The sequence below is a fragment of the Pseudomonas palleroniana genome, assembly GCF_003031675.1.
GTDB lineage: Bacteria > Pseudomonadota > Gammaproteobacteria > Pseudomonadales > Pseudomonadaceae > Aquipseudomonas > Aquipseudomonas palleroniana.
Map to the genome: position 1 here is coordinate 46,002 of NZ_PYWX01000032.1, position 14,351 is coordinate 60,352.

The 14,351-nt window shown below is 59.0% G+C and carries 13 protein-coding genes; 6 read left to right on the forward strand and 7 right to left on the reverse strand.

Features of this window, described 5'->3' with window-relative positions; genetic code table 11:
* Window positions 1-227: 227 nt before the first annotated feature.
* Both C9383_RS11605 and C9383_RS11610 read right to left on the reverse strand, forming a co-directional pair.
* Entirely contained in the window at window positions 228-1,814 is a 1,587-nt protein-coding gene (locus C9383_RS11605) for an ABC-F family ATPase (RefSeq protein WP_081086944.1), read from the reverse strand.
* A 142-nt stretch (window positions 1,815-1,956) separates the two neighbouring features.
* A complete protein-coding gene (locus C9383_RS11610; protein WP_090372427.1) occupies window positions 1,957-3,195 on the reverse strand; it encodes an MFS transporter in 1,239 nt (412 codons plus the stop codon).
* Between the two features lie 152 nt (window positions 3,196-3,347).
* Between C9383_RS11610 and C9383_RS11615 the strand changes: the two genes are divergently transcribed.
* On the forward strand, window positions 3,348-4,160 hold the full coding sequence (locus C9383_RS11615; RefSeq protein ID WP_090371268.1) for a class I SAM-dependent methyltransferase: 813 nt from the start codon (window positions 3,348-3,350) through the stop codon (window positions 4,158-4,160).
* Window positions 4,161-4,295: 135 nt separating this feature from the next.
* Here C9383_RS11615 and C9383_RS11620 read toward each other — a convergent pair whose 3' ends face one another.
* On the reverse strand, window positions 4,296-4,682 hold the full coding sequence (locus tag C9383_RS11620) for a TIGR03067 domain-containing protein (RefSeq protein ID WP_090371266.1): 387 nt from the start codon (window positions 4,680-4,682) through the stop codon (window positions 4,296-4,298).
* 336 nt (window positions 4,683-5,018) lie between these two features.
* Between C9383_RS11620 and C9383_RS11625 the strand changes: the two genes are divergently transcribed.
* Both C9383_RS11625 and lpxO read left to right on the forward strand, forming a co-directional pair.
* On the forward strand, window positions 5,019-6,362 hold the full coding sequence (locus C9383_RS11625; protein ID WP_090371264.1) for an LPS O-antigen chain length determinant protein WzzB: 1,344 nt from the start codon (window positions 5,019-5,021) through the stop codon (window positions 6,360-6,362).
* Window positions 6,363-6,619: 257 nt separating this feature from the next.
* Window positions 6,620-7,519, forward strand: a complete 900-nt coding sequence (lpxO, locus tag C9383_RS11630; protein WP_060752807.1) for a lipid A hydroxylase LpxO — start codon at window positions 6,620-6,622, stop codon at window positions 7,517-7,519.
* Between the two features lie 19 nt (window positions 7,520-7,538).
* On the opposite strand, the gene ligD is transcribed toward lpxO, so the two are convergent.
* Both ligD and ku read right to left on the reverse strand, forming a co-directional pair.
* The gene (ligD, locus tag C9383_RS11635) at window positions 7,539-9,074 is read right to left on the reverse strand and encodes a DNA ligase D (RefSeq protein ID WP_090371262.1); all 1,536 of its coding nucleotides are present in this window, start codon (window positions 9,072-9,074) and stop codon (window positions 7,539-7,541) included.
* Window positions 9,075-9,097: 23 nt separating this feature from the next.
* Window positions 9,098-9,931 carry a non-homologous end joining protein Ku gene (gene ku / locus C9383_RS11640; protein WP_060752809.1) on the reverse strand — a complete coding sequence of 278 codons (834 nt, stop codon included), beginning with the start codon at window positions 9,929-9,931 and terminating at the stop codon, window positions 9,098-9,100.
* Between the two features lie 184 nt (window positions 9,932-10,115).
* Between ku and C9383_RS11645 the strand changes: the two genes are divergently transcribed.
* Both C9383_RS11645 and C9383_RS11650 read left to right on the forward strand, forming a co-directional pair.
* A complete protein-coding gene (locus C9383_RS11645) occupies window positions 10,116-10,430 on the forward strand; it encodes a hypothetical protein (protein ID WP_090371260.1) in 315 nt (104 codons plus the stop codon).
* Between the two features lie 12 nt (window positions 10,431-10,442).
* Complete coding sequence (locus C9383_RS11650) at window positions 10,443-11,600, forward strand: PQQ-dependent sugar dehydrogenase (RefSeq protein ID WP_090371258.1); 1,158 nt, start codon at window positions 10,443-10,445, stop codon at window positions 11,598-11,600.
* A gap of 179 nt (window positions 11,601-11,779) precedes the next feature.
* Here C9383_RS11650 and C9383_RS11655 read toward each other — a convergent pair whose 3' ends face one another.
* Together C9383_RS11655 and C9383_RS11660 are read right to left on the reverse strand one after the other, a co-directional pair.
* Window positions 11,780-12,259 (reverse strand): nuclear transport factor 2 family protein, encoded by a 480-nt coding sequence (locus C9383_RS11655; protein ID WP_060752812.1) that lies wholly within the window; start codon window positions 12,257-12,259, stop codon window positions 11,780-11,782.
* 45 nt (window positions 12,260-12,304) lie between these two features.
* Window positions 12,305-12,877, reverse strand: a complete 573-nt coding sequence (locus C9383_RS11660; RefSeq protein WP_060752813.1) for a TetR/AcrR family transcriptional regulator — start codon at window positions 12,875-12,877, stop codon at window positions 12,305-12,307.
* A 124-nt stretch (window positions 12,878-13,001) separates the two neighbouring features.
* Between C9383_RS11660 and pssA the strand changes: the two genes are divergently transcribed.
* Window positions 13,002-14,345, forward strand: coding sequence for a CDP-diacylglycerol--serine O-phosphatidyltransferase (gene pssA / locus C9383_RS11665; protein WP_090371256.1), 1,344 nt, complete (start codon window positions 13,002-13,004; stop codon window positions 14,343-14,345).
* The last annotated feature ends 6 nt before the right edge of the window (window positions 14,346-14,351 follow it).

Here is a 14,351-nt window from a genome sequence, read left to right on the forward strand (position 1 = left end):
GTTGTAGTGAGCGGGCTTGCCCCGCGCTGGGTGGCGAAGCCGCCCCAATAAAAAACGCCGCATTCTATCTGAAAGAATGCGGCGCCTGTTGTAGTGAGCGGGCTTGCCCCGCGCTGGGTGGCGCAGCCACCCTAAATCCAGACACCTCGGTCCTCCTGAAAGACCGAAGCGTCCCAGTTGGGGCGGCTTCGCCACCCAGCGCGGGGCAAGCCCGCTCACTACGGGGGTTAAAACACCACGCCCTGGCTGCGCAGGTAGTCGTCATAGGTGCCGCTGAAGTCGATGACGCCAGTGGCGCTCAACTCGATGATGCGGGTGGCCAGGGACGATACGAATTCACGGTCGTGGCTGACGAAGATCAGCGTGCCCGGGTAGTTTTCCAGCGCCAGGTTCAGCGCTTCGATGGATTCCATGTCCAGGTGGTTGGTCGGTTCGTCCATGATCAACACGTTCGGCTTTTGCAGGATCAGCTTGCCGAACAGCATGCGACCTTGCTCACCACCGGAAATCACCTTCACCGACTTCTGGATCTCGTCGTTGGAGAACAGCATGCGGCCCAAGGTGCCACGGATCATTTGCTCGCCCTGAGTCCACTGGCCCATCCAGTCGAACAGCGTGACGTCGTCTTCGAAATCATGGGCATGGTCCTGGGCGTAGTAGCCCAGTTCCGCTGCGTCGGTCCACTTGATGCTGCCGGCATCCGGCGTCAGTTCGTTGACCAGGGTACGCAGCAGGGTGGTCTTGCCGATACCGTTCGGTCCGATGATCGCGACGCGCTCGCCCGCTTCAACCTGGAAGCTGAAGTCCTTGAACAGCGGCTTGCCGTCGAAGCCTTTGGCCATGTTTTCGACGATGACCGCCTGGCGGTGCAGCTTTTTGTTTTGCTCGAAACGAATGAACGGGCTCACACGGCTCGACGGCTTGACCTCAGCCAGTTGGATTTTGTCGATCGCCTTGGCGCGGGACGTGGCCTGCTTGGCTTTCGAGGCGTTGGCCGAGAAGCGGCTGACGAAAGATTGCAGCTCGGAGATCTGCGCCTTCTTCTTGGCGTTATCCGACAGCAGCTGCTCGCGGGACTGGGTGGCCACCGTCATGTACTCGTCGTAGTTGCCCGGGAACAGGCGCAGCTCGCCGTAGTCCAGGTCAGCCATGTGCGTGCACACGCTGTTCAGGAAGTGACGGTCGTGAGAGATGATGATCATCAGGCTGGAGCGCTGGGTCAGGATGTTCTCCAGCCAGCGGATGGTGTTGATGTCCAGGTGGTTGGTCGGTTCGTCGAGCAGCAGCACTTCCGGATCGGAAAACAGCGCCTGGGCCAGCAACACCCGCAGTTTCCAGCCTGGCGATACTTCGCTCATCGGGCCGAAGTGCTGTTCCAGGGGAATCCCCAGGCCCAGCAGCAGTTCACCGGCGCGGGATTCGGCGGTGTAGCCGTCCATCTCGGCGAATTCGGTTTCCAGCTCGGCCACGGCCATGCCGTCTTCTTCGCTCATTTCCGGCAGCGAGTAGATGCGGTCACGTTCGGCCTTGACCTTCCACAGTTCCTCGTGGCCCATGATCACGGTGTCGAGCACGGTGAATTCTTCATAGGCGAACTGGTCCTGGCGCAGCTTGCCCAGGCGTACGTTCGGCTCCAGCATGACCTGGCCACCGGACGGATCGAGGTCGCCGCCGAGGATTTTCATGAAGGTCGACTTGCCGCAACCGTTGGCACCGATCAAACCATAACGGTTGCCGGCGCCGAATTTGACCGAGACGTTCTCGAAGAGCGGCTTGGCGCCGAACTGCATGGTGATGTTAGCTGTGGAGATCAATTACTTTACCTATCAATGAGTTGCAAGCATTGCGGCAGGAGCCTTCAGGCATGCATCAACAGCGACATCAAGGCGCGAAACCCGGTCGCTGAGCAGAAAATGGGGGATGTGTGTTGGAATTTGGCGCGCATTGTCGCATATGTCAGGCGACAGTTGTATGGCACTCGAAAGATGGTTTTGCCAGGGTCTCCGGCATCGCCAGCCAGAGCAGCACCAGTGCAACTGCGGCGACAAACGCCAGGGTCAGGAACGCAGCATTGTAGCCGGCCTGCTGGACCACGAAGCCGGCAAGGCTGCTGCTTAACGCCGCGCCCAGGCCAAATACTGTGGACAGTGCGCCCAGGCTGACGTTGAAGCGCCCGGTGCCTTGGGTCAGGTCTTTGACGATCACCGGGAACAGCGCACCGAAAATACCTGCGCCGATGCCGTCGAGCATTTGTACCGCCACCAGCCAATAGGGATCGTTGGACAGTGTGTACAGCACACCGCGCAACGGCAGGATCAGGAACCCCGCCAGCAGTAACGGCTTGCGGCCCCATATATCGGCTTTCAGGCCCACCAGCCAGGCCATTGGTACCATCACCAATTGTGCGGCGACGATACAGGCCGAGGTCAGGGGCGTCGCCATTTGCAGGTTGATCTGGGCCAGCTTCTGGCTGACGAGTGGCAGCATGGCGGCATTGGCCAAGTGAAACAGCGCGCAGCAAACGGCGAACAGCAACAGCGGACGGTTGGCCAGTAATACTTTCCAGCCGGATGGCGCTTCGTGGTCCTGCGCGTGGGCTGGGTCGAAACCCCGGGCCACCTCGTGATCGATCGCCGTGGGTGATACGCAACTCACGGCTACCAGGCTGGCTATCGCCATAAAAGCCATCAGGTAGAACACCACGACAGGGCCGAACAGGTAGGCCAGGCCGCCCGCCAGCATGGCCGCGACGGCATTGCCGGCATGGTTGAATGTTTCGTTGCGCCCGGTGCGACGGGTAAAGGCGCGTGGCCCGGTGATCCCCAGGGAAATCGCGGAAATCGCCGGGGCGAATACGGAGGCCGCCACCGCGCTGGCCGCCTGAGTCAGCGCCACCCAGCCGAACGAGCTGACAAAAGGCAATATCAGGCAACTCGCGGTCACGAGGATGGCGGCGATCGCAATCACAGCGCGTTTGCTATGCGTGCGGTCAACCAGGGCACCCGCCGGGCCTTGGGTGATCAGAGCGGCGATACCCGCCAGGGTCATGACGATACCGATACTGGCCGGGTCCCATTTATGCACCGCTAACAGATAGATCGCCAGATACGGCCCAAGCCCATCACGCACGTCTGCCAGGAAGAAGTTCAGGCTGTCCAGAGAGAGGGTGGTACGCAGGTCGGTGTGATGAGCCACGATGAATTCTTCAGCGGCAGTGCGCAGGGGTTGAGCACTCATTGGGCTAATGACCTGTAGCCGACGAGATTAGTTCGGCATGTCCAGGGGTTTTATCTGACATGAAACTGGCTTACTTTCCGAACCTCGCCGCACTGACTTCTGGAGACGCAATGGATATGCCCTCGGCCGAGCAGGCTATCAAGAGCAATAGGCACGCCTGGGATGAATCCGCCCGGCTGCATAAAGACACCGCCACCTGGAAGGCGACGCTGGCAGCGGTTGCTCGCGCCGACTTTTCCTGCCTTGACCCGACGATCACCCAACTGCTGCAAGAGGTCGGCGTTGTCGGCAAGGACGTGGTGCAGCTTTGCTGTAACAATGGCCGCGAGTGCCTGTCGTTATTTGGCCTGGGGGCTCGTTCGGTGGTGGGGGTCGATCAATCCCGTGAGTTTCTCCAGCAGGCCCGGGAACTGGCCGATGTTTCGCCCCACTGTCCGCAGTTCATTGAGAGCGACATCCACCATTTGCCTGAAGCGCTGATGGGGCAGTTCGATGTAGCGCTGGTGACCATCGGTGTATTGGGCTGGATGCCGGATGTGGCGCTGTTCATGCGCCATGCTGCGAGTGTACTCAAGCCAGGCGGTGTTCTGGTGATGTATGAAACCCATCCGTTCCTTGAAGTATTCGATCCCGCGGCCGTCAACCCAATGTTGCCGGCCAGTTCGTATTTCCAGCGTGATCCCTTTGTATTGCAGGAATCCATCGTTTATGAGGGGCGAGACGTCCTTGATGGTCCGACGTCGTACTGGTTTGTGCATACATTGGGAAGCGTGGTGAGCGGCGCGATTGCGGCGCAGCTGCAGATAGGCCATTTGCAGGAGTACCCGCACTCCAATCGTGAAGAGCTGTACGATCAATACGAGAATCAACGCGCGCAATTGCCGCTGTGCTTCACCCTGACCGCGACCCGGCGTTCCGCCTGAGCCGGTTTGCCGAAGGCAAAAAAAAGCCCGCGCGAGGCGGGCCAAGGGATTCACTGGAGTAGGTAAGCGTCAACGTATCGCTTGGGAAGTGAAGGCTATGTGAAAAAGCTGTCGAGCATTCGGATGTACGCCCATTCAACCGCGCCGCACAAACGTTCGCATGGTTTGCCCCGGGCCGGTGCTGAACACCGTCGGCCTGGGCATGCCTTCATCAGCCGCGATAAAGACGAAATGATCGCCGTCGAGCCGGTAGCTGGCGGGTAGCTGCTTGCCCGCATCCTCGCCGATGGAGTCCACCCAGGTAATGCTTTTGGGGTGGGTGCTGGCGTCCAGGGAAAACCGGCCGGCCAACAGGACATCGCCATCGACCGTCGTCACTTGGAAGCTGTCCCCTGCAATAGTGGTAATGGCACCTGGCGCACTGTGGGCGTCGGCGGGGTTGAGCACGCCGCTGTCTTCAAGGGCAGTCTGTTCCCAAGCACCTTGGAGGGCCTGATAGTCGGAGTGGGGATGGGAGGGCATGCAAATTCCTTTTCTGCGCGTTGAAGAGCTAGTTATATCGGATGAAAAACGATAATCCAGACGACGTGTGGGAATTTTTCTTTAGAAGACAGCGATTTGACAGCTTTTTCATGTTGTATTGGCTACGCTTCCAAGGGCATTGACCCTACATGAATGTTGTAGTTGATGTTTGCTTATATAAGACAGAAATAAACGCCAGCTTCGTAGGATCTTTCATCGGACTCAGTGGTCACATTGCCATCGGTCTGTTGTGCCAGGGCGTTGTCCCTGATTTTTAAAGTCATAGGGCTTTGAAGAGTGATGGCATTTTAGTGTCAATTTTGAGGTGTTCTTATTTTGAATCGTACTTCCCAGCTTCCGCCCGCTGTCGCTTCCGATGAAATCGATCTATTTGAATTGTTCCAGGGTATTTGGCGGCAAAAAAAGCTGATCGTGGGTTGTACGCTTCTGGTGGGTGTTTTGGGAGCGGGTTATGCCTTCCTGGCGCCGAAGACTTATGAAGTCAGCAGTGTGCTTCGGCCTGCGGCGATCAACGAGCTGGATGCCTTGAACCGCTCTGAGGTCTACAAACTCCCGCCCGCCGACGCTCTATTGAAAGTCGGGGCTCAGTTGGATTCGTACGAAGCCCGCCTGGGTTTTTTCAAGGAACATGAAGAGTTGTTCAAGGCTTTCAAGAAGCCTGGGCAAACCCTGGAACAGAGCTTTGAAGATTTCAACCGCAACTCTGTCAACTTGATCCTGCCGGACCCGAAGAAGTCCGACTCGCTGAGCAACTATATTCGCCTGGAGTTGCAGTACCCGACGGACGTTGACGGTGTGAGCATTCTCAACGGCTTCGTCGATTACGCCATCGCAGCCGAGCGTGAGCAAGTCGGCGCAGACCTCAAGGTCATTGTTAATAACCGTTTGACTGAACTCAAGGGCAAGATCGACGCAGCCCGCGCCAACTACGATACCGATAAGGAATCCAAGATCGCCAAGCTGCTTGAGGCTGATCGACTCAAGCGTGCGCAATTGCAGGATGAGCTAGGTGCCTTGCGTCTGCAGTTGAAGATGGAGCGCACCAATCGCCTGGCCGAACTGGCCGAGGCCATCTCCATTGCCAAGTCCATGGGGATCAAGACACCGACCACGCCGTCCTCCATGGCCGATGACTCGCGTGGCGGTTCGAGTCAGGTCATGCGTACCGAGGTCAACAATCAGAAGATCCCGCTGTACTTCATGGGTACCGAAGCCTTGGAAGCAGAGCGCTCCGCATTGCAGCAGCGAACCAGTGATGATTTCACCAACCCACGTATTGCGGAAATCGGTAAGGAACTGCAACTGCTCGAGTCCAACCGGGAAGTCGAGATCCTGAAAAAGCGTGCGAATGAAGATATTTTCCTGAAGGATGTCGAGCCGCTACGCGCTGAAGTTGCGCGTTTGCGTGGTCTTAACATCGATATGAGCAACCTCAAGTTGGTCACGATCGACCGCCGCGCCCAGGAGCCATTGGCACCGGTCAAGCCGAAGAAAGCCTTGGTCATTGCCTTGAGCCTGGTGGCTGGCGTATTGCTGGGGATGATGATCGCGTTGATCCGCCATCTCATGCTCAGCCGTCAAGGCGCCATAGCCTACGCAGCATTGGAAGACAGCAGTTTTTCCCGCCGCGAACGCAAAGACGATCAACCCTTGACGTAAAAGACCTGCGCCCGTGGGCGGGCGCGAGCGCCTGCCCACAAATTCTCCAGCACATTCAGTCGACAGCTTTTCACAATTCTTAGTTAACCTTTGGTTACAAACTGTGGCTAAATACCGGCCAATGGTCACACGTCGCAGGAGCTTGCGTGCCGTGTGCCACTTGTACGTGAATTGTGATTTCAGGTGCTGCCTTTTCATCCTTGGCTGATATGGGCCACAGGAGCAGCCTGTTCTCTCCCTGACTTGTGACGAATCCCTTGAAACTCATCATTGTTCTTCTCTACGTTGCCTCTATTGCGTATGTCCACCTGCGTGGCCGGGTGCGGCACAAGCTGGGCCGCCAACTCAGCGATCACTCGACGTTCCTGGCGCCGATCAACTGCTTTCTTTATCTGTTCTCCAAGCAGCCAAGCCGTCCTTTTCTGTCAGCCAGTGACTTTCCGGACCTGAGCCCTTTGCAGGAGCATTGGGAGGAGATCCGCAAGGAAGGTCAGAACCTGATGCAGGCAGGGGCGATCAAACGCTCGGATCAATACAACGATGTGGGTTTCAACTCGTTCTTCAAGTCGGGTTGGAAGCGCTTCTACCTCAAGTGGTACGGCGACAGCCACCCATCGGCGATGAAGCTGTGCCCACGTACCACGGAGTTGGTGCAGAGCATCGGCTCGATCAAGGCCGCCATGTTCGCCGAGCTGCCACCGGGGTCCAAGCTGGTACGTCACCGCGACCCCTACGCGGGCTCCTACCGCTACCACCTGGGCCTGGATACACCCAATGATCCGGCGTGCTACATCAATGTGGACGGTGAAAGCTATTACTGGCGCGATGGCGAGCCAGTCATGTTTGACGAGACCTACATTCACTACGCGGAAAACGCTACGCAGCAGAACCGCATCATTCTGTTCTGTGATATCGAGCGCCCGATGAAGTATCGCTGGGCGGCCGCGTTCAACCGTTGGTTCAGCCGCAATGTGATGGCCGCTGCAGGTTCGCCCAATGACGACGGCGACAAGACCGGTGGCTTGAACCGTGCCTTTACCCGGCTGTACAAGATTCGCCTGCGCGGCAAAGAGCTTAAAAAGCGCAATCGTGCGCGTTACTACCTGGAAAAATGGGCAATTTTTGCAGGTTTGGCGCTGATCTTCATTCTCATCTGAAACCTGGCGGCGGCGCGAATCACTGCGGTGGTTGCGCGCCCAGCCTGTCCCACATCTTTTTGCTGATCCGCTGCCGGTTGGCATAACCGGCCCATGGGTCGTTCTTCAAACCTTGCAGGCGTTCCTGCAGGTTTGCCACCGTCCACTGCTGGGCGCCTTGCAATCCCTTCAATTCATCCCGACTGATCGGCACCGACACGGGCAGGCCAGGTCGTGCGCGGACTGAATAGGCGGCAACGGTACTGGCGCCACGGGCATTGCGCAGGTAATCGACAAAGATCTTGCCGACCCGGTTTTTCGGGCCGCTGGTGGCCGTGAAGCGTTCAGGCAGTGACCGGGTCATGAACTGTGCGATGGCCTTGGCGAACGCTTTGACGGTGTCCCAGCCGTCCCTGCGTGCCAATGGCACGATCAGGTGCAAACCTTTGCCACCGCTGGTCTTGACGAATGCGTCGAGCCCCAGCTCATCGAGTACCGACAGCGTCAGTTGCGCCGCCTCCAGCATGTTTTTCCAAGGCAGCGCCGGGTCCGGGTCAAGGTCGAGTACGAATTGGTCCGGTGTTTCGATCTTGTCCGTGGTGGCGCCCCAGGTGTGCAGTTCGATTGTGCCCATCTGCACGGCGCCGATCAGCCCGTCGGTGGTGCGGATCTCCATCAGGCGCGCATGGCCTGGGTCCAGCGCAGGTTCCAGGTGCTTGATATGTGGAATGGCCAGGCGCTCTGAGTGCTTCTGGAAGAACTGTTCGCCCTCAATGCCTTCTGGCGCCCTGAGCAGCGACACGGGCCGGTGCCGCAGGAACGGCAGGATCCAATCACTGATCTGTGCATAGAACTGCGCCAATTGCTGCTTTTGCGTGCCGCTCTGCGGGTCTATGACGCGGTCGGCATGGGTGATGTTCAGCTGACTACGCGGGGCGCGTTTTTGCGCGGAGCGTTGTGCCGGGACGGCGACAGGCGCGTGAGAAGGCTGGGTGCGCGCGGTGTGTTTACCCACCGAAGCGTTGCTGATAACGCTGTTCGGTTCGGCCTCGACGATATCGTAGTCGGTGACCGGGCGTGCCTGCGGGTCCTTTTCCTTGATCAGCAGCCATTGTTCCTTGGCGCCACTGCCCTGGAGGCGGGTACGCACCAAGGCCCAGTCGCCGGAGAGCTTTTCACCGACCAGGGTGAATTTCAGCCTGCCGGCGCGATAGGCTTTGTGCGGGTCATCGTGGGGCTGCCAGATGCCCCGGTCCCAGACGATCACATCGCCGCCACCGTATTGACCGGCCGGGATACTGCCTTCGAAAGTGCCGTAGCTCAGCGGATGGTCTTCGACATGCACCGCCAGGCGTTTCTGGCTTGGGTCCAGGCTGGGGCCTTTGGGCACAGCCCAGCTTATGAGTACGCCGTCCAATTCCAGGCGAAAGTCATAGTGCAGGTTGCGTGCGGCGTGCTTCTGGATGACAAACGACAGGGCGCCTGCCTCTCGCGTGTTGCCTGGCGCACTGCCGGAGGGCTCTGCGGTGATCTCGAAGTCGCGTTTACGGTTGTATTCGCTCAGGGGCTTGGGCATGGCAAGGGGCTCCTTTGGTCGGCTCAGGAAGCTTTGCGCGGTTTTTTGGGGGCGGCTTTTTTCGCCGGTTTACCGGCCAGGCTGCGTTTGAGCAATTCCGTGAGGTCAATCACGTCGGCGGTCTTACGTTCCTCGCTGCCTTCGCTGGATTCCACGTCTTCGATCTTGCCGGCCTTGGCCTTCTTCGCGACCAGCGCCATGATCTTGTCCTGGAAACTGTCGCGATAATCGTCCGGTTGCCAGTCGGCGCTCATGTCCTCCACCAAGCGCTTGGCCATTTCCAGCTCGCCCTTGGCCAGGCTGGGCTTGGTGACGTCGCTGGGCAATTCCAGTTCGTCCAGGCTGCGCACTTCGGCGGGCCAACGCAGCATGACCAGCACCAGGGCCGATTCCAGTGGCATCAGCGCCGCCAGGTGCTGCTTGGTGTGCAGCACGACATTGGCCAGGGCGACCTTGCCGGTTTTCTTCAGGGTTTCGCGCAGCAGCGCATAGACTTTGCCGCCGCGTTTGTCAGGGGCCAGGAAGTAGGGCGTGTCAATGTTTTGCAGGGGGATCTGGTCGCTGGCGACAAAGGCGATGATTTCGATGGTCTGGGTCGACTTGGGGTGAGCTGAGCGGATTTCTTCTTCGCTGAGCACTACGTAGCGACCCTTTTCATAGGCCACGCCCTTGACGATGTTCTCTTTGGTGACCTCCTTGCCGGTGGTCTTGTTGATGCGTTTGTAACCCACCGGGTCCATGCTGCGTTTGTCCAGCCAATCAAAATCGACGCCTTGTGAAGACGTCGCCGAGACCAGGGAGACAGGGATGTGGACCAGTCCGAAACTGATGGCGCCTTTCCAGATTGCTCGTGGCATAAGTGCGATTCCTTGAGAAGTGCCGGTCTTCTGGTGACTGGCCGGCTCGGGAAAAAGTTTCGACGGAGGGATGCACGGACAGATCGTGTTACACCTGATCAGAAAGTATTTAGTTACGAATGCCGAACCCTAGGCGTAGCGTGTTATCGAAAGCACGTGTTGTCCGCTTCAGAGAGGCATAGTCATGAACCGTTGTGTACGTTATTTCGCTGCATTGGCGTTGGGCCTGGCGCTGGTGCCCTTGGCCCAGGCGCAAAATCTGCCCGGCCACTTTGATACCAACAACAGCCCTATTCATCGGGCCAACCCCAACAGCATGCAGGGCACGGTGCCCAATGCGCCGCCCACTCGGGGTATCCCGGCCACTCCCAGCGGCCCCGCGCCGACCCTGGAAAACGGCGGTATCGGCAATCGCTATCCCCAGCGCGACAGCGCCCCCAGCCGGCCCGCGACCGAAACCAAAGCACCCACCTATGATGCCAACGGCAATCGCCGGTAAGGACGACGTCTTATGTTTCTACGCAAAACCCTGCTAGCCGCGATGTGTGCAACCACGCTACTTCCATTGACGGCCGTGTTTGCGGCGCAGGCTCAACAGTTTCCCAGCGAGCAGGGCAGCATCAGCGTCACGCCGGTCGCCAAGGGGCTGGAGCATCCATGGGCCGTGGCATTCCTGCCGGATAAACAAGGTTTCCTGGTGACTGAGCGTCCTGGCCACCTGCGGTTCGTCAGCCCGGACGGCAAACTGTCGGCACCGCTGACCGGCGTACCTCAGGTGTGGGCCAAAGGGCAGGGCGGCTTGCTTGACGTCGTGCTGTCACCGGACTTCAAGCAGGACCGCCTGGTGTATCTGTCCTACGCCGAAGGCGGTGGCGAGGGGGGCAAGGCCGGTACCGCCGTCGGGCGTGGGCGCCTGGCCGATGACTTGAGCGGCTTGAAGGACTTCAAGGTCATCCTGCGCCAGGAACCCAAGTTGTCGACCGGTAACCACTTCGGCTCGCGCCTGGCTTTCGACCGTGATGGCTACCTGTTTGTGACCTTGGGTGAAAACAACGATCGCCCGACGGCCCAGGACCTGGACAAGTTGCAAGGCAAGGTGGTGCGCATCTTCCCGGATGGCCGGGTGCCGGAGGACAACCCCTTTGTCGGCCAGCAGGGCGTACGCCCCGAAATCTGGTCGTATGGCCAGCGTAACCCGCAGGGTCTGGCAATGAACCCGTGGAGCGGCACGATCTGGGAAAACGAACATGGGCCTCGCGGTGGTGATGAAATCAACATCATCGAGCGTGGCAAGAATTACGGTTGGCCGCTGGCGACTCACGGCATCGACTATTCGTTGACGCCGATCCCGGAGGCCAAGGGCAAGGAAGTGGAAGGCACCGTGGCGCCCCATCACGTCTGGGAGAAATCACCGGGCATCAGTGGCATGGCGTTTTACGATGCTGATCGTTTCAAACCCTGGCAGCACAACGTGTTCATTGGTGCCTTGGCCAGCCAGGAACTGATACGCCTGCAGTTCGATGGCGACAAGGTGATCCATGAGGAGCGTTTGCTCGGCGGCTTGAAAGCCCGCATCCGCGATGTACGGCAGGGCCCGGATGGCTATCTGTATGTGCTCACGGATGAGGATGACGGCGTGTTGTACAGGGTTGGCCTGAACCAGGACTGAGTGTGTTGCCGTGCAATGCCAGTCAGTCAGGGCTTGCTGCTGTCACTGTGGCGAGGGAGCTTGCTCCCGTTGGGCCGCGAAGCGGCCCCAGTTTTTGGTTTGAAAAGACTGGGCCTGCTACGCAGTCCAACGGGAGCAAGCTCCCTGGCCACAGGTTATCCGTCGTCCGCTCTAAATGTTTAGAGCCCCAGTTCGGACAGCCCCGGATGATCATCCGGGCGTCGGCCCAGCGGCCAGTGGAATTTGCGCTCGCTTTCCTGGATCGGCAGGTCATTGATGCAGGCAAAGCGGTTCGCCATCAGGCCGTTTTCGTCGAACTCCCAGTTCTCGTTACCGTAGGAACGGAACCAGTTGCCGGAGTCATCGTGCCATTCATAGGCATACCGCACCGCAATCCGGTTATCGGTAAACGCCCATAATTCCTTGATCAGCCGATAGTCCAGCTCCTTGGCCCATTTACGGGTGAGGAAGCCCTTGGCTTCTTCGCGGTTGTGGGCAAATTCGGCGCGGTTACGCCATTGCGTATCCAGGGTGTAGGCCAGGGATACTCGCTGTGGATCGCGGGAGTTCCAGCCGTCTTCGGCCAGGCGAACTTTTTCGATCGCCGACTCGCGGGTAAAGGGCGGCAAAGGCGGGCGTGTTTCCGGGAGAGATGACATTGGGCAGTTCCTTGACACAATAAGGGTTATCGAGAGTTGCCGGATTTACGCGTTCTCAAGTCCTAATAACGTTCGCGCCATGCATTGCGCATTATCAGCGGCTGTTGAATCGCCCATCACCAAGGCAACGGTTATCGCACCATCGATCAATATCAGCAGTTGCGCGGCCTGCTGTTGCGGGTCGGGGGTGCCATGTGCTTCACACAGTTCAAGTGCGTACTCGAACAGTTTCTGTTTATGGGCTTTGGCCAACAGCCGCACCGGGTCTTGCGCGTCACCGGTTTCGCCGCTGGTGTTGATGAAGGCGCAGCCACGAAAGTCCGCCGACGCAAACCAGGTTTTCAGCGCACTGAACAGCGCCAGCAGGCGCTCGCCGCTGCTTTCGCTGCGTTCCACTTCTGCGCGCAGCCACTGCATCCAGCGCTCATCGCGGCGTTGCAGGGCGGCGATCACCAACTCGTCCTTGTTGGCGAAGTAGCGATAAATGCTTTTTCTCGACACACCAGCGGTTTTCACCAAGAAATCCATGCCGGTGGCGGCGATGCCGTGGCGATAGATCAACTTCTCGGTGACGTCGAGGATAATGTCGCGGGTTTCACTGGGAGTCATGTCGTTCATGTGGCTAACAGTAGAACGATCGTTCTTCTTGGTCAATAAACTTTTTCAATGCGTGACTGCGAGACCTGAGCGCACCCATGGTGTAAGCTCGTGGCCTCTTCGGATTCGACCCATTGCGAGCCTTATGCCGTCGTTCTTCAAACGCTCCCTGTTGCCCAAACTTCGCGGTTTTCCAATCACCCCCGAGGCCATTGACGTGCTGTCCGGCGCCGAGGCGTTCCGGCGTTGCCTGCTGGAAAAGATTCCCCAGGCCACTCGGCGCATCTACATCGTTGCGCTGTATTTGCAGCACGACGAAGCGGGGCAGGAGATTTACGACGCGTTACATGCCGCCAAGGCCGCACGGCCGGAGCTGGACATTGTGGTCGTGGTCGACTCGCTGCGTGCACAACGGGGCCTGATCGGCGCCGGCAAGCAACCCGGCAACAGCGCCTGGTACCAGGCCATGACCCAAAGCCATGCCAGCGAAGTGCCGGTGTACGGCGTGCCGGTGCAAACCCGCGAACTGTTCGGCGTGTTGCATCTCAAGGGCTTCGTGATCGACGACAGCGTGTTGTATAGCGGCGCGAGCCTGAACAACGTGTACCTGCACAAGTTCGACAAGTACCGTTATGACCGCTACCACTTGATCCACAGCCAGCCGCTGGCCGACTCCATGCAGCATCTGGTGGAGCATGGCCTGGTCGCTTCCAAGGCGGTGCATCGCCTGGACCTGCCCAACCCGCCCACCACCCGCAGCCTGCGCAACGACATCGGCGACCTGCGCAGCCGCCTGAAACATGCGGCCTACGACACCACCGCCGGGCAGTTGCCCAATAACCACCTGGCCGTCAGCCCGTTGCTGGGCGTGGGCAAGAACAACCCGCTGAACCGGGTCGTCCTAGAACTGATCGCCAGCGCCCAGCATCAGCTGACCATCTGCACCCCGTATTTCAACCTGCCACTGCCTGTGACTCGGGAGCTCAACCGTGCCCTGGCGCGAGGCGTGAAGATCGACATCATCGTCGGTGACAAAACCGCCAATGATTTCTACATCCCGCCCAGCGAGCCGTTCAAGGTGATCGCAGCGTTGCCGTACCTCTACGAAATCAGCCTGCGCCGCTTCGCCAAGCGGCATCAGCCGGTGATCGACAGTGGCCAGTTGAACCTGCACCTGTGGCGCGACGGCGACAACACCTACCACCTCAAGGGCATGTGGGTCGACCAACGCTACACCTTGCTCACGGGCAATAACCTCAACCCGCGAGCGTTCCGCCTCGACCTGGAAAACGGTTTGCTGATCGATGACCCCCAGGGCCAATGGCTGGCGCCGCGACGTGCGGAGCTGGCGCAAATTTTCCAGCACACCACGCGGATTGCCGGCTATCAACAGTTGCAGTCGCTGGTGGACTACCCCCCGGCCGTAGGCAAGTTTTTACGGCGGGTCAGTCGGGTGCGGATTGAGCGGTTGTTGTACCGGATTCTGTAAGCGCTG